The sequence below is a fragment of the Streptomyces sp. NPDC058092 genome (genome assembly GCF_042884935.1).
Classification (GTDB): domain Bacteria; phylum Actinomycetota; class Actinomycetes; order Streptomycetales; family Streptomycetaceae; genus Streptomyces.
Genome location: NZ_JBHVSY010000014.1, coordinates 115,092 through 130,011, shown reverse-complemented (window position 1 = coordinate 130,011; position 14,920 = coordinate 115,092). Strand labels below are relative to the sequence as shown.

Sequence of the window (14,920 nt, the reverse complement as noted above, 5' to 3'; positions counted from 1 at the left end):
CTTCAGGGACGGCCGCTCGGCTTCACGACCATCGCGGAGCCCCCGCCCCGGCGCACCTTCTCGGCGGCCGCCAGCCACCGTCCGTCCGGCAGCCGCTGCACACCTGTCGCCGCGCCGATCTCCGGGTTCAGCTTGAAGGCATGCCCCAGCGACTCCAGTTGCGCCCGCACCGGGCTGTTCCACAGCCCCGGTTCGAGTTCCGTGGTCGCCGAGTTGCGCTGGCTGGCGCGCGGCGCCGCGATGGCGTCGACCAGGGGCAGCCCGCGGTCGACCGTGCCGATGAGCGACTGCAGCACGGTCGTGATGATCGTGGCACCACCCGGCGACCCGAGGGCCAGCACCGGCTCACCGTGCTTCAGCACGATCGTCGGCGAGATGGACGAGCGCGGGCGCTTGCCCGGACCGGGCAGGTTCGGGTCGTGGACCGCCGGGCTGGCGGGCGCGAACGAGAAGTCCGTCAGCTCGTTGTTGAGCAGATAGCCGCGCCCCGGCACGGTGATGCCGCTGCCGCCCGTCTGCTCGATCGTGAGGGTGTACGCGACGACGTTGCCCCACTTGTCGGCGGTCGTCAGATGGGTGGTGTTCTCCCCCTCGTACGTCGTCGGGGCGGCCGTGCCACCGGCCGCGCAGTCGGCCGGGTGGCTGGGGTCCCCCGGCGCCAGCGGGCTCGTCAGCACCGCGTCGTCCTTGATCAGGCACTCCCGCGAGTCGGCGAACCGCTGGCTGAGCAGCCCCTGCGTCGGTACGTCCTCGAACGCCGGGTCGCCGACCCACCGCCCGCGGTCCGCGAACGCGATCCGGCTCGCCTCGATGTAGCGGTGCAGGTACTGCGCCTCGCTCAGCTTCGAAAGGTCCGTGGACTCAAGGATGTTGAGCGCCTCACCGACGCTCGTGCCGCCGGACGAGGAGGGTGCCATGCCGTACACGTCGAGGCCGCGGTAGCCGACCTTCGTCGGTGCCTGCCGCAGCACCCGGTAGGACCGCAGGTCCTTGGCCGTGAGGTCGCCGGGATGTACGACCCGGCCGGCCTTCGGGTCCACGGGCGGGTTGCGTACGGTCCGTACGACATCGTCGGCCAGCTCGCCCTTGTACAGCCCGTCGATGCCCTCGCGGCCCACCTGTTCGTACGTACGCGCCAGATCGGGGTTCTTGAACACCGAGCCGACCACTGGCAGTTGGCCACCCGGCAGGAAGAGTTTCCGGCTCGCCGGGAAGTCGGCGAACCTGGCCTGGTTCCCCTCGGTCTGCGAGCGGAACGTGCTGTCGACGACGAAGCCGTCCCTGGCGAGCCGCTCGGCCGGTTTCAGCACCTGCCGCAGCGATTTGCTGCCCCAGGTGTCGAGCGCGGTGGCCCAGGTGGCCGGGGTACCCGGGGTGCCCACACCCAGTCCGCTGGTGACGGCGTCCTCGAAGGCGAGCGGCTTGCCGTTCTCCAGGAACAGCGAGGAGTCCGCACTGCGCGGCGCGGTCTCGCGGCCGTCGAGCGTCTCCACGGTGTGCGTCCTGGCGTCGTAGTGGACGAAATAGCCGCCACCCCCGAGACCTGACGAGTAGGGCTCGGTCACCCCGAGCGCCGCCGCGGTCGCCACCGCCGCGTCCACCGCGTTGCCGCCCTTGCGGAGGACCTCGATGCCGGCGGCCGACGCATCCGCGTCGACGCTGGCGACCGCCCCTCCGTACCCCGCCGCCACAGGCGACTTGGGCGGTGGCTGGGACGGTGGTGCGGACGAGGACGGGGCCGCTGCCCCCATCGTGACGACAGCGGCGAGAACGACCGGCAACGACACATACCGCGCGACGGGACGTCGCATGCGCACCTCCAGTGAAGGATTGTCCGCCGCAGGGTAACGCCGCACCCCCCGCCCCGTCAGGACCAACCGTGAACCCGGCGCCGATCGCCCGCTGACATGCCCGCCCATGACCGACGACGTACGCAACATCGTGCTGGGCGTGATAGCCGCCGGCATCAGCGCCGCGCCGGGCTGGATCACCCGCACCTCCGTCATCGCGACGACGCCCTGCGCCTGCTCGTCCGGGACCAGCACCCGGACCACGCAGGCCCCGGCGCCGCCGAGCTCTGCGCGCAACGGCGTAGCAGGGCGCTCCGGCTGCTGACGGCCGATGTCGACGACCGGGGTGGTGAGTGGGGCGTATGCAGGGCTCCGGCTCCGCACCGGGGCACACGTCCTGGGTGGTCATGTCCCGTTGAGGGGCACGCCCGGAGCCGATACGGGCGGATCGGAGGCCGGGGCCCTCGGTCGGCACCTGAATGATGCTGATCCCCCTGCTGGGCGCGCCGCGTGGGTTCGACGCATCGGGTCGCCCAGCAGTGGCCGGATACCACGTGTGGCCCGCCCATGTCACCGTCGCTGGGTGGACGCGCACGCCGGGGCGCCTGCGGTGCAGGCGCCCCGGCATCGGTCAGCGGCGGATCTGGTAGGCGCGGGTCACCGTCTGCTCGATGGTGTTGCCATCGGCATCGGTGGCCTGCACGCGCAGCGACACGAAGCCCGCGTTCGCGGGGTTGTCGATCGTGCCGTCGAGGCCGCCGTCGAGGCGGACCTGCCGCCAGTTGGTGCCGTCGTCGTACGAGGCCCACAGCTTCGCCCCGGCGAGCTTCAGACCGTTCAGGCCCTTGGGATGGCGCACGCCCAGTCCGATGCGGGTGCTGGAGTGCGGCCGGGCGCTGTTGGCCTGGTCGACGTCGAGTCGGTAGTCGACCGACAGGACGGGGAGCAGGGTCATTCCTTCCTTCCGCTCGGAGTGGAAGCGCCAGTCGGTGCGCACCTTGGTGGAGGTCGTCCAGCCGGGGGCGTCCCGCTGCACGTCGGTGACCACGCGGTATTCGGCGCGCTGTGCCGTCATCGGGAAGGCGACGGGCGCCGAACGGATGCTGCCGAGGAGCTCGCCGTCCCGGTAGACGGTGGACAGCGCCTTGTCGCTGCCGGCTTCGGCGGAGAAGGACAGGTCCGACGCGGTGTCGAGCAGACCGCCCGACATCACCACACCGACATCGCCCAGCCGGACGGCCGAGTTGGACTGTCCGTCCGGCAGCGCGGTGCGGACCACGGCCTTGTTCCAGTCGCGGTGCACGCGCTGTCCGGCCTTGAGCGTCGAGGTGTTCGTCATCTTCCAGGAGCTGTCCGACGTCCACACGGGACCTGCCTCCACCGCTTCCCAGGTGGGCACGTCCGCGGAGACGTACTCGGTCCGGGAGCGCGGCAGGACCACCCGGTCGAAGCCGAAGTACGCCGTCGGCTGCATCGGCGAGCGCGTCAGCCGGGCGTATCCGCCTTCGGTGGCCGGCGTCGAGGCGTGGAACGAGGAGTCCACGGTGGCCAGTTCCTCGTCGCGTACCCGGTAGCGCTGGTCGGCGGGGATGCCGCCCTTGCGGTACTTCAGCAGCTCGTAGGAGTACGGGCTCACCGCCGTACCGGAGATCCTGATCATGGCGTTGTCCAGGGCCGCCAGCTCTTCGCCCTGGGTACCGGAGAGGGTCATCGTCGGGATCTTGGTGGCCGTACGGCCCCAGTTGCCTGCGAGCCAGTTCTCGGGGATGTCGTTGTAGATGAGGATGGCGAGCGCACCGGCGCTCGCGGCGTCGTCGACCTGCTCTCCCACCGTGCGCTCGGCGCTCCGCTTCACCAGGGCGAGCTTGCCCCGGACGTCCTCGCCGGCCTTCGCCACGCGCAGGACGCGGGTGCCGTCGATACGTGCGGAGCCCGTCCAGCCCTCGAGGTAGGCCGCGTCCAGGGTCCGGTTGCCGTGCCCGACGAGGCGGGCGTCGAGTGCGGGTGCGCCGAGCGACCAGCCGGTGCGCGATTCGAAGCGCTCGTTCGCGGTCTGCGACGGGATGGAGTACACGGCCGTCTCGCCGTCCAGCCACATCTCGCGGTCGTGGATGAGGTCGCCGTCCACGGCCTGGAAGTTCAGACCGATGCGGGCGCGGTTGGTCTCCGTCGGCCGGGAGGTGGTCATGGTGACCGGGCCGGCCTTGGCGCCGTCCAGGGTGAAGGTCCGATCGGAGTCGATCATCGTGCCCGGCTGGGCGGCGTAGGTGTACTCCTCCAGCCGGCTCCAGTCGGAGGTGTAGTGGAAGATCTCCGAGATGAAGGCGTGCTCGCCGCGCGGTACCCGCACCACGACGGTCCCGTCCGCTGCGACCGGGTACGTCTCGGGCAGTCCGTAGCGGCCCAACTGCCAGGCGGTGACCGCGGCGATGCCGCTCGTCGGCTTGCCGTCGCGGTCGAGCACCTTCAGCGTGACGTCGAAGCGCTGTACGTCCCGGCCGAAGCCGACCGCCGTCACCGCCGCCGTCCGCCCGTCGGCGGAGACCGCGGTGACGTGCGCGCCGTGGGATCCGGTCGTCACGCCGACGGTGTCGAGGGTGAGGTCGACCTCGGCGGTGCCGTGCGCCGGCACGGTCACCGAGTCGGCTCCCAGGCTGAGCACTCCGGCCGGCAGTTCCTCGCCCGCGTTCTCGACCTTCAGGGCGAGGGTGACCGGCTGGTCGCCGTCGTTGACGTACTCGATCTTCTTCCCGACCGGGGCGGTGGCGTCCCAGTCCCGCAGTCCGAAGTCGGCCGTGCCGCTGGCCGATACGGGCTGCCGGAGTGCGCGTGCCACGTCCACGCGGCCGGCGCCCTGGGCGTAGACGGAGGTGGCTGCGGTGGTCTTGGCCGTACTGATCAGCTGGCTCTTCAAACGGGCCGCCGTCCAGTCGGGGTGGCGCTGCGCGAGGATCGCGGCGGCGCCGGCCACGTGCGGCGTGGCCATGGAGGTGCCACTCGCGGTGGTGTACGAGCCGTCCACCGGTGTGCCCATCGTCGTGCCGGCGGCGCGGGCGGCGGCGATCCGCGAGCCCGGCGCGGTGATCTCCGGCTTGAGCCCGCCGTTACCGCCTCGTGGGCCCCGGCTGGAGAAGTCGGTGACCGCGTCGGTGGAGTCCACGGCGCCGACCGTCAGGGCCGCGTCGGCGGCTCCGGGTGAGCCGACGGACGTCGCCGCGGGGCCACTGTTGCCCGCCGCGATGGTGAACAGCACGCCGGTCTGCGCCGTCAGTTCGTTGACCGCCATCGCCATGGGGTCGGTGCCGTCGGCGCCTTCCCCGCCGCCCAGACTCATGGAGATGACCTTCGCCCCCGAGTGCGCGGCCCAGTCCATCCCGTCGATGATCGAGGATTCCGAGCCGCTGCCGCCGTCGTCGAGCACCTTGCCCACGATCAGCCCGGCGCCCGGTGCCACGCCCCGGTACTTCCCGCCGGAGGCGGCTCCGCTTCCCACGATGGTGGAGGCGACGTGGGTGCCGTGGCCGTGGCCGTCGCGCGCCGTCTCGCCAGGGACGAAGCTGCGGCTTTCCACGATGCGGTCGGCGAGGTCGGGGTGGGTGGCGTCGACACCGGTGTCCAGCACCGCGACCTTCACGCCGGTGCCGTCGAAACCGTCCTTCCACGCCTCCGGGGCGCCGATCTGCGGGACGCTCCTGTCGAGGAGCGCCTTGACCTTCCCGTCCAGCCAGAGGCGCTGGACGCCGCCCGACAGGCGGGCCTTGCGGGTTCCTGCGCGGGCGCTGTCGTCGTCGACGGCCTCCCAGAACGTGGCGCCCTTGCGCTTGTCGGCGCTGACGGCGGCTCCGCGTACGCCGGGGAGTTTCCGTGTGAGGCGGGCTCCGCCGGGTGCGGTGTCCGTGGCGCCGGACGCGTAGCGCACGATCATCGGGGTCGACGCGTGGTGGGCATCGTCGTACCCCTGGGCGATGAGCTGGGTGACGTTGAACAGCCGGCCGTCCACCTGGCCGTTGTGCACCAGTGCTTCGGCGTCGCGCGGGATCACGTACACATCGGTACCGACGGTGTACGTCCGCAGCTCGGCCGCACTGCGGTGGTACGGGGTGATGTTGACGGCGAGGGTCTTGCCCGCCCTCGTGGCCACCGTCACCTGGTCTCCGGTGACGAGGGTGACCTTCGCGGTGCGGACTTCTGCTTGGGACGGGGTGGTTACCGCGTCCACTCCGGTCTTCGGTGCGGGGGTGGCACCGTACACCAGGCCGCCGCCGGCCACGGTGGTGGCCATGGTGGTCGCCAAGGTGAAGCTGAGCAGTGCGGCTCTTCGCCTGAAACGCATGCTGAACGCTCTCCTTCCGCCGGCAGGGAGGATTCCGCGACCGGCGGGTCAAGCCTCGGCAGGAGGGGGCACCGACGCTACGGCCGCGCCTGACGAAGAAGTGACATGTCCGCTCGCCGCCACTTTGCGCGTATCGAAGTCGGATGGTCGTCGTGCGTGATAGTGCGGACATCGTCCCTGAGTGCGGGTGTGGTTAGATCACGCTGTGTCCGGTGGGTGGTACATCGGTTGGGGTGGGTGGGGGCGTCGTGAGAGGCGGACACATGCTGGAGGCTGCGGGGATCGGGGCGGGGGAGGAGCGGGTGTACCGCTTCCTCGTCGGGGTGCGTGAGGCTGATGCCGCGGTGATCGCGGAGCAGCTGGGGCTCGAAGTGGTGCAGGCACACAGGCTGTTGGCTTCGCTCCACGACAAGGGGCTGGTGGGGCGGGTGGCCGTTTCGCCGGCGGGGGGAGCGGTGCGCTATGTGCCGGTGGCGCCCGATGCGGCGCTGCGTCCGCTGCTGCTGCGTGGGCATGAGGCGCTGGAGTTGGCGCGGCGGGGGGTGGAGCAGCTCACCGAGGAGTACCGGGCCGGGGGGCGGCGGCATGACGCGGGGCAGCTTGTCGAGGTGATCACGGGGGCGAGTGTGATCCGGCAGCGGCTGCGTCATATGGCGTACGGGGCCAGTGAGATGCGGTGGCTCTGCAAGGCCGGCCATGTGGCCATGCCTGCGGCGGAGAACGACGAGGAGTGGGAGCTGCTCGCCCGTGGGGTGCGGTACGAGGCTGTCTACGAGCGCGCGCTGCTGGAGGAGCCCGGCATGGTCGACAACGTTGCCCGGAGCATCCGCGCGGGTGAGCAGGCGCGGGCTACCGGGACGCTGCCGGTGCGGATGGTGATCGCGGACGGTTCGATCGCCATCTGCCCGCTGATGCACGGCGGTTCGGGTGGTTCGCTGGGTGAGCCGACGGCCGCCGTGGTACACGGCAGCAGCCTGCTCGACGCGCTGATCGCGCTGTTCGAGAGCCAGTGGGCGGCGGCGTCGCCGCTGCACGTCACGGACTCCGGTGAGCTGGCCGACTTCGGCGGCAGTCCGCGGCCCGGTGCGAACGTCGCCGACGACGAGCGGTATCTGCTGTCCCTGGTCGTCGCCGGGGTCGCGGACAAGGCGATCGCCTCGCAGCTACGGGTCAGCCAGCGCACGGTGCAGCGCCGGATCCAGGTGCTGATGCAGCGCGCCGGCGCCGCGACGCGGACGCAGTTGGTGTGGCAGGCGGCGCGGCGGGGGTGGCTGTCGTGAGAAGGGTTCCCAACTGCTGGGCAGACACATCGTTTTGGCGAACATGAACACGATTGGTGTGCCGCTCAGTTCGTGGCGAACGCACGGCGTACTTCCTGTGTCACCTCGTTGCCCCGGTCGTCCCAGGCGCGTACGCGCAGGGACACGTAGCCGTCGGTCCGGGAGTCGGCCGGGCGGCGGGCCCGTACGTCGTAACTCCCGTTGCCCTCGGGGGTGGTCGTCGCCGGGCTCCAGTGGACGCCGTCGTCGTAGGAGACGGAGACCTCCATGCCCGCCGCCTTCGGGCCGGTGAGGCCGTCCTGGTGGCGTGCCTTCACCCCGAAGTCGAGGGTGCGGGCGCGTCGCGGTGCGGTGCCGGTGAGGTCGGTGGGGATGTCGTAGTCGAGTTGCAGCAGGGGCAGCAGCGGGGTCTCGCCCGCGGGTGGGCGCGGGGCTGTGAACGACCAGCTGGTGCGGGTGGCGGTCGACAGCGACCACTCGGGGGTGGTGCGCTTGACGTCCAGGTCCAGGCGGTAGCGGCCGTCCGTGCCGGCTGCCGGGAAGTCCTCCCAGGCGGTGGGTGCTTCGGCGAGGAGCTTCCCGTCGCGGTAGAGGGCGGCTCGCACCTCGTCGGCGGGGGTGTCGTCCCAGTCGCCGCCGTCGGGCCTGCTGTAGTGGCCTGCGGTGGCGTCGGCGAACTCCGGTATGCGCACGATCAGTTCGTCCTCCTTGCGGTAGGAGGCCGTGCCCTTGACGCCGCGCGGGATGGCGGGGCGTACAACGGGGGCGAACCAGCTCTCCGTCAGCCGCTCGCCGGGCCGGTAGGTCCGCGTCGGCTGGAGCATGCCGGCGGTCAGGGGGCTGCTGTCGTCCCAGGTGAGGCGGTGGTGCACGCGGTGGAGCCAGAGGGTGTCGCCGGAGCTCACGTACTCGGTGCGGGTCAGCGGGGTGGCCACGTGGCGCCGGTACTGATTGATCGCGGAGTTCATCCAGGGGCGCCAGCCGAAGCGCTGCTCCGTGGCATACGGGACGCCGCCCGTGTGGTGGTAACGCGAAGTGATCGTAGCGGTGTTGGCGGCCGTCACCCGGTGCACCACCCGCTCGGGCACCCGCCGGCGGGAAACCTGCATCACGTCGTACAGGTAGGGGCTGTCGGGGATGCCGTGCAGCTCCAGTGCGGTGGTCCCGGAGCGCAGTCGCTCGCGCAGCCGCTCCCCGATGTCGTAGCGGGTCAGGACGGCGGGGAGGGGCAGGCGTTCGCCCCGGGGGTTCCAGTGCGTCCAGGCGACGCCGCCCTCCCCTTCGGTCAGAACGACGGTGGACGCTCCGGCGGCCGAGGCCGCGGCGGCCTGCTCCTCGTAGCGGGCCTCCGTGGCGTCCACGAGTACCGCGGCGCCGGCCGGGTCCACGCCGCGTGCGCGCAGTGCCGCGTAGTCCTCGGGGCGGCCGGTGCCCGCGTCGAGCAGGCGCATGCTGCGGCGGCCGTCCACCGTGGGCGAGTTGTCCAGCAGGCCGCCTTCGAGGTCGATCGCGCGGCCTGCCCGCAGCGCGCGGGCGGTCAGCTGCGGGGCGGTCAACTGCCAGCGGGAGTTGAACTCGAAGACGCCGTCGGTGACTTCCTTCGTCGGGGTGACGTAGAGGCGGCGGGCGTCGGCGCTGAAGTCCATGTGGCCGTTGGAGATGCTGCGCCCGCCGACGGCGCGGTGGGTGTAGAAGCTGACGACGGCTTCCTGGACGGCCGGTCTGGGTGTCTCGATCCGGACCTGGACGGCCTTGCGGGCGTCGAGGACCACGTGCCTGTCGCGGTCGACCGTCAGCTCGGGGTCGACGACGACACTTTCCACGCTGCCGTTCTCGACGCGGTCGGAGATCACGCCGTGCAGGAAGTAGGACCCCTCGGGCACCGTCACGGTGAGGGTCTCCCCCGGCCGCAGGGCGGTGACGACGTCGTCGCGGGAGTGGGGGCCGACGAGCACCAGCGGGGTGACCCAGGCGGGGCGGCCGGCGCGGTCGACGGCGGTCAGGGTGAGCTTGTGCCTGGGGGCTCCCTTCGCCGCCGCCAGCACGGTATGCGCGACGGCCTTCCCGTCGCCGCTCGTCGCGGTGAGGCTGCCGCCGTAGCGGCCGGCGGGCAGGGACTTCGCGTCGAGGGTGACGTCGATGTGGGCCTGGCCGCCGGCGGGGACGGTGACCGTCGCGCCGTCGGGCAGGCGCACCGCGCCGGCGGGTGCCGGGTGGCCGGCGGCGTCACGCAGCTCGGCGGTGAGGTTCAGGGTGAGCGGGGTGGGGCCGGTGTTGGTGTAGGTGAGCCGCGCGCTCTGCGGGCCGGAGTCGGGGGTGAGTTCGCCGAAGCCGACGGTGCCGGTGGCGTGTACGGGCTGCTTCACCGCCCGTGCCAGGTCCACCCGGCCGCCGCCCTGCTCATAGACGGTGTAGTCCGGGGAGAGGCGGGAAGTGCTGATCAGGGCGTCCTTCAACTGCCGTGCCTGCCAGTCGGGATGCTGCGCGGCCAGGATCGCCGCGGCGCCAGCGACGTGGGGGGCCGCCATCGACGTTCCGGAGGAGGCGGTGTACGCGTCGTCGACCGGCTCGCCCATCGAGGTGCCCGCCGCGCGGGCGGCGACGATACCGACGCCGGGGGCGGTGATGTCGGGCTTCTGCGCCTCGTCGGTGCGCGGGCCGCGGCTGGAGAACTCGGCGAGGTGCTCCTCGCCGTCCACCGCTCCCACGGTCAGTGCCTCGTCCGCGGCGCCGGGGGTGCCCACGGTGTACTCGCCGGGGCCGCTGTTGCCGGCCGAGGCGACGAAGAGCGTGCCGGTGGTCTCGGTCAGCTCGTCGAGGCCGAGGCTGAGCGGGTCCGTACCGTCGCCGGCCGTGTCGCTGCCCAGGCTCATGTTGACGACGTCGGCGCCCGAGGAGGCGGCCCATTCCATGCCGTCGAGGACGGAGGAGAGGGAACCGATGCCGTTGTCGCCGAGGACCTTGCCGATCAGCAGCTTCGCGCCGGGCGCGACGCCCTTGCGGGAGCCCTGGGAGGCGGCGCCGGTGCCGGCGACGGTGGAGGCGACGTGGGTGCCGTGGCCGAAGGCGTCCTGGGTGGTGGGGCTGTCGGTGAAGTTGCGGGTCCCGGCGATCCGGCCGGCGAGGTCGGGGTGGGCGTCGTCGACGCCGGTGTCCAGGACGGCGACGGTGACGCCCGTCCCGTCGTATCCCGCGCTCCAGGCCTCGGGGGCGCCGATCTGCGGGACGCTCTTGTCCAGGGAGGTGCGGACCCTCGCATCGAGCCAGAGGCGGTCGATACCGGCGCCGAGCTGCGGGGTCTTCGGAGTCTTCGAGGTCTGCGAAGTCTTAGGGGCTTCGGTGCCGACGGCTTCCCAGAAGCGGTGGGCCTGTCGCTTCTCGGCCTTCAGCGCGCGGCCCCGCAGGCTGCCGAGCGTGCGTACCGCCTCGGAACCGACAGGCTCCTCGGCGGAGTCGAGCCGGACGCCGGAGCGGTAGCGGGCGATCAGCGGGATGCTCTTGGTGCGGGCGTCGTCGTAGCCCTGCTCCACCAGGCCGGTGATGTTGAACAGCTGGCGGTCGAGTGCGCCGGTGGCCAGATACGGCAGTGCCCGGCCGGGGAGTACGTAGAGGTCGCCGTCGATCTCCACCTGCTCGTAGCTGCCCCCCGCGCCTTCCCCGCCCGGCTCGACGGAGACGGCCTGGCGGCCGTCGGGGAAGCGCTCCAGGTGCACCCGGTCTCCGGTCACGAGGGTGACGGTGGAGGTCCGGGAGGCGGAGGCCGCCGGGCGGGCGGTGGCGGCGGCCGCGTGGGAGGAGGGGGCCAGGACAGGGGCCAGGCCGGCGATGAGGGCACCTGCGGCTATGAGCGCGGCGGGGCGGAGCCGTAAGTGCATCGGGGGCCTCTTCGAGAAGGTGCGGGCGTGGAGCGCGTGGTTCGGATCAAGACTCCGGCTTCCGAGGCCCGTGTGTCACCTGTTGCGGGTGCCGTGATTGCGACATGTCGTCTCTACGACAAGGGGAGCTGGGTTGGCCCTTTGGGGAACCGCGGCCGGAACGGTGCGCGCGTAGCGGCTGATTGGGCCCCGGATGGGGCTTGAGTTCCAGTGGTCGGATCAGTGGAGTGGCTGAACTGCCGCTGAATATCGCCGCCGTCGGTTCACGTCAGTCGTCCTCGTCCGGGGTGTACGGCGGGATGGTCCAGCGCAGTACGGTCTCGCCTGCCCGGGATTCGAGCGTGCCGGGATAGACCTGGCCGGTGCCCCGCTCGCCGTTGTGGCGCACGGAGTGGTCGCCTGGGTCCCAGCCGAGGCCGAGCACCGGGCAGCCGCCGACGTCGATGAGTCCGGCCGGCAGCGGATGGTTCCAGCCGGCCCGGTTGAACCGGTGGAAGTCGGTGTGGGCATCGACCGAGACCATCAGCCCGTTGCCGGGGCCCTCGCGCGTCCAGGCCCTGACCGCCCGAACCAAGACCATCGAGGACTCAAGGTGGGGCTCTCGGAATGCATCCGAAGGTGCTGAGTTCTGCACACCCGCACTGCGTCGGCCTGGCCAACGCAATTCGCGAGACGGGATGAGGCAGCGGCAAGACTCCAGGGCCTCCGCGCCTGTTCCCGGCCGGTCGCCGATGGCTCCGGGCCGGGGACGGCACCGCAAGACCTGACGTGGGCGACTGCTTATAGATTGATCGAATGAGCGATCAACACGGTTCAGGTCTACGGTGGATCGGCGAGCACGCCTACAAGGACGCGAAAGGCCGTATGCCGGGGATGCTCCGCGGCATTTCCCTGACGGCTGCCAGCGGCGTGGACACGGAAGAGTTCCTCGTCCGGCTCGGCGCAGATCGTGAGCAGCTCGAATGCGGGGACCTGTACAAGGAGCGCCACGAGCTCGCCATACCCCCAGACATGGGGTACTTCAGCCGCGCCATGTACGGCACATGCGGCGGCTGGCTGTACGTCCTGGAGGACGCATGGGCCGCCACCTGGTCCCTCGGCTACCGCGAGGTACCGGAGATGGATCCCCTCGTCGGCGAGGAGATCATCTGTCTCACCCTGAATCTCGGACCGGGCCCCTCCCGGATCCTGCATGCCCCGGGCGACGACGGCCGCACCTGGCAGGCCGAGTTCGCCGAGAGCACCAGCCGGAACTCGAAGCTCGACACCGCCCTGCATGCTGCCGGGGCCGTCTTCCCCACCGCCTACGACGGCGTGCACACCCAGGAGGAGGCGTCGCGGTACTTCGAGGAGCACCACCGCGACATCCCGGCCTGCGTGTTCGCCGGCGTAGGCGACTACTGCGGCCTCGCGATCGACCGTGCCGCGGTGGAAGCCGGAGCGCTTCCGCTCGTCCTGCTGCCGGTCCCGCAGCTCTGAGACGCGAAACGGCGAGGGCACCCAGGGAGGAGCCCATGCCGGCTGCTGTCCGGTGACGGGGGACACCGCAGGACACCCACGTCCAATCCGCCCACGAACAGATCCGCGCTCGGCAAGCACGCACCCAGCGAAGCGGACCATCGGATACCGGTGACGGCCACCTGGGAGCGCGCGCCGGGGATCGCCGTCCCCGTGTGCGCGATCAACGGCGCCCTGGACGCACCGGACCACCGCTCCATGGCAGGCCGCCTGGCGAAACTCGTCCCCTGCGGGCACACTGCCACGGTACCGGCGGCCGCGCACTACCCGAACATGGAGAACCCGGCCCGCTTCAGCGCCGAACTGACGTCGTTCCTGGAGACCGTATGAGCAGCGCCCTTCTCGTGATGGACGTCCAGCGAGCCGTCGTGGACATTGCCGACGACGGCTCCGGATACCTACCGCGCCTGCGCAGGGCGATCGATGGTGCCCGGGCGGCAGACATTCCTGTCATCTACGTGGTCATCGCATTACGCCCGGGCTTTCCGGAAGTCGGCCCGCACAACAAGGCACTCACCGCCGTCGCGCGAGCCGGGCTCCATATCGAGGGCGACCCCGGCACCGAAATCCACCCCGAGGTCGCGCCCCGGCCGGGCGAGGTGGTGGTCACCAAGAGACGGGCGAGCGCGTTCTCGGGCAGCGACCTCGACGTGGTGCTCAGGGCGCGCGGCATCGACAGCCTCGTCCTCACCGGCATCGCCACCAGCGCCGTGGTGCTGCACACCCTGTGCCAGGCCAACGACCTGGACTTCGACCTCAGCGTCCTCGCCGACGCCTGCCTGGACACCGACACCGAGGTTCACCGGTTCCTCACCGAGAAGCTGTTCCCGCAGTGGGCGGACGTCGTCACCGTCGACGACTGGCTCAATGCCACCACACCCCGTTAGCGGCAGATGAGGGAGGGACTGATGTGTGGTGGCGCACGTCGGCGCATCGCTGCTGCTTCGGGCATGACCTTGCCATGACGCTCCGTCACGGCAAGGAGAATCCGTGTAGGCAGCGATACCGCCTTCGACGAGCCGGGCGGGGCAGCGGCGCTGGCCGAACGGGCGATCGTCGCGGCGTGCGAGCCGGCTGGCTGGCGCCAAATCTGCGGGTCAGAGCACCGTGATCCGCCCTGGCGGCGAATCGCAGCCCTTGCCCTGCTCCGCAGGAGTCCGCTTCCTCTCCGCCCCGAAGGGCGGAGTATCCACGGAGGAATCAGATGACCCCTGCACAGTCGAACGGCTCAGGACTTCCCGCGGTCGGCAACTCCCCAGGTGGGGCCGCGTCAGCTGCCGGAGGCATGACCCCGTTCCACGACACGTACAACCAGCCGGACCCACGCGCATACTTCCGTGCGTTGGGCCCCTGGGAGTACCAGACCCCCCACCATGGGCAGGGCATCTTCCGGCGCATGCTCAGCATGTGCAGTTCCTCGAAGGACGCGTCGGGCCCGGCGACGGTGCTGGACATCTGCTGCTCGTACGGCTTCAACGCCGCGCTGCTCAACCACCACCTCACGTGGAACGACCTGTACGCCCACTACACATCCCCGCACGCCACCGCTCTGAGCAACACCGAGCTGATCGAGTGGGACAGGGCGTTCTACGCGGCTCATCGACGCCCTGATGCGGTCCGCGTCATCGGGCTCGATGCCGCCCCCCACGCCGTCTCCTACGCTCGCGCCGTGGGCCTGCTGGACGAGGCGTTCGCCGAAAACCTGGAGACCGCACCGGCCAGCCCGGCCCTGCGCCAGGCCGCACACCACACCCGCCTGATCACCGTCACCGGCGGAGCCAGCTTTCTGTCACCACGCACCTTCCAGCCCCTCCTGGACAGCGTTCACGGCCCGGTATGGGTCGCTGCGTTCGTGCTGCGCACCGGCTCCTACCAGCCCATTGCCGACTGCCTGGCAACGTACGGCCTCACCACCGAGATAGCCGCCGAGCACACCTTCCCGCAGCGCCGCTTCACCAGCGCGCAGGAACAGCAGTACGCGGTCACCGCGGTCATTGCGGCCGGTGAAGATCCGCACGGCAAGGAAAGCGACGGTTACTTTCACACCACGCTGTACCTGTCACGCCCCGCAACAGACCCGGCGCAGACTCTGTAAAGATACCTACCGAAGCGCGAAGCGCGCCT

Annotated in this window: 10 protein-coding genes; 6 read left to right on the top strand and 4 right to left on the bottom strand. The window is 71.1% G+C overall.

What is annotated here, in order from left to right:
• Nucleotides 1–2 precede the first annotated feature (2 nt).
• Nucleotides 3–1,811 (bottom strand): gamma-glutamyltransferase, encoded by a 1,809-nt coding sequence (gene ggt / locus ACFVV1_RS23530; RefSeq protein WP_389992386.1) that lies wholly within the window; start codon nucleotides 1,809–1,811, stop codon nucleotides 3–5.
• 106 nt (nucleotides 1,812–1,917) lie between these two features.
• On the opposite strand from ggt, the gene ACFVV1_RS23525 reads away from it, so the two are divergent.
• Nucleotides 1,918–2,115, top strand: coding sequence for a hypothetical protein (locus tag ACFVV1_RS23525; RefSeq protein WP_389992569.1), 198 nt, complete (start codon nucleotides 1,918–1,920; stop codon nucleotides 2,113–2,115).
• Nucleotides 2,116–2,421: 306 nt separating this feature from the next.
• Here ACFVV1_RS23525 and ACFVV1_RS23520 read toward each other — a convergent pair whose 3' ends face one another.
• A complete protein-coding gene (locus ACFVV1_RS23520; protein WP_389992383.1) occupies nucleotides 2,422–6,123 on the bottom strand; it encodes a S8 family serine peptidase in 3,702 nt (1,233 codons plus the stop codon).
• Between the two features lie 263 nt (nucleotides 6,124–6,386).
• Here ACFVV1_RS23520 and ACFVV1_RS23515 point away from each other — a divergent pair, with 263 nt between their 5' ends.
• The gene (locus tag ACFVV1_RS23515; RefSeq protein ID WP_389992380.1) at nucleotides 6,387–7,403 is read left to right on the top strand and encodes a helix-turn-helix domain-containing protein; all 1,017 of its coding nucleotides are present in this window, start codon (nucleotides 6,387–6,389) and stop codon (nucleotides 7,401–7,403) included.
• 65 nt (nucleotides 7,404–7,468) lie between these two features.
• Here ACFVV1_RS23515 and ACFVV1_RS23510 read toward each other — a convergent pair whose 3' ends face one another.
• Both ACFVV1_RS23510 and ACFVV1_RS23505 read right to left on the bottom strand, forming a co-directional pair.
• A complete protein-coding gene (locus tag ACFVV1_RS23510; protein WP_389992377.1) occupies nucleotides 7,469–11,278 on the bottom strand; it encodes a S8 family serine peptidase in 3,810 nt (1,269 codons plus the stop codon).
• Nucleotides 11,279–11,546: 268 nt separating this feature from the next.
• Nucleotides 11,547–11,858: a hypothetical protein gene (locus ACFVV1_RS23505; protein WP_389992374.1), complete on the bottom strand. Its 312-nt coding sequence runs from the start codon at nucleotides 11,856–11,858 to the stop codon at nucleotides 11,547–11,549.
• Between the two features lie 215 nt (nucleotides 11,859–12,073).
• Between ACFVV1_RS23505 and ACFVV1_RS23500 the strand changes: the two genes are divergently transcribed.
• The 4 genes from ACFVV1_RS23500 (at nucleotide 12,074) to ACFVV1_RS23485 (ending at nucleotide 14,891) form a co-directional block, all read left to right on the top strand.
• Nucleotides 12,074–12,757, top strand: coding sequence for a hypothetical protein (locus ACFVV1_RS23500; RefSeq protein ID WP_389992371.1), 684 nt, complete (start codon nucleotides 12,074–12,076; stop codon nucleotides 12,755–12,757).
• A 150-nt stretch (nucleotides 12,758–12,907) separates the two neighbouring features.
• On the top strand, nucleotides 12,908–13,126 hold the full coding sequence (locus ACFVV1_RS23495) for an alpha/beta fold hydrolase (RefSeq protein ID WP_389992368.1): 219 nt from the start codon (nucleotides 12,908–12,910) through the stop codon (nucleotides 13,124–13,126).
• On the top strand, nucleotides 13,123–13,683 hold the full coding sequence (locus tag ACFVV1_RS23490; protein ID WP_389992365.1) for a cysteine hydrolase family protein: 561 nt from the start codon (nucleotides 13,123–13,125) through the stop codon (nucleotides 13,681–13,683). Before ACFVV1_RS23495 ends, ACFVV1_RS23490 begins: the two co-directional genes overlap by 4 nt.
• A 398-nt stretch (nucleotides 13,684–14,081) precedes the next feature.
• Nucleotides 14,082–14,891, top strand: a complete 810-nt coding sequence (locus ACFVV1_RS23485; protein ID WP_389992362.1) for a hypothetical protein — start codon at nucleotides 14,082–14,084, stop codon at nucleotides 14,889–14,891.
• Nucleotides 14,892–14,920 lie beyond the last annotated feature (29 nt).

Bases quoted from the DNA above. Each gene is read 5' to 3' on its own strand.
- ggt (WP_389992386.1), bottom strand. From the start codon at position 1,811: ATGCGACGTCCCGTCGCGCGGTATGTGTCGTTGCCGGTCGTTCTCGCC.
- ACFVV1_RS23525 (WP_389992569.1), top strand. From the start codon at position 1,918: ATGACCGACGACGTACGCAACATCGTGCTGGGCGTGATAGCCGCCGGC.
- ACFVV1_RS23520 (WP_389992383.1), bottom strand. From the start codon at position 6,123: ATGCGTTTCAGGCGAAGAGCCGCACTGCTCAGCTTCACCTTGGCGACC.
- ACFVV1_RS23515 (WP_389992380.1), top strand. From the start codon at position 6,387: ATGCTGGAGGCTGCGGGGATCGGGGCGGGGGAGGAGCGGGTGTACCGC.
- ACFVV1_RS23510 (WP_389992377.1), bottom strand. From the start codon at position 11,278: ATGCACTTACGGCTCCGCCCCGCCGCGCTCATAGCCGCAGGTGCCCTC.
- ACFVV1_RS23505 (WP_389992374.1), bottom strand. From the start codon at position 11,858: ATGGTCTTGGTTCGGGCGGTCAGGGCCTGGACGCGCGAGGGCCCCGGC.
- ACFVV1_RS23500 (WP_389992371.1), top strand. From the start codon at position 12,074: ATGAGCGATCAACACGGTTCAGGTCTACGGTGGATCGGCGAGCACGCC.
- ACFVV1_RS23490 (WP_389992365.1), top strand. From the start codon at position 13,123: ATGAGCAGCGCCCTTCTCGTGATGGACGTCCAGCGAGCCGTCGTGGAC.
- ACFVV1_RS23485 (WP_389992362.1), top strand. From the start codon at position 14,082: ATGACCCCGTTCCACGACACGTACAACCAGCCGGACCCACGCGCATAC.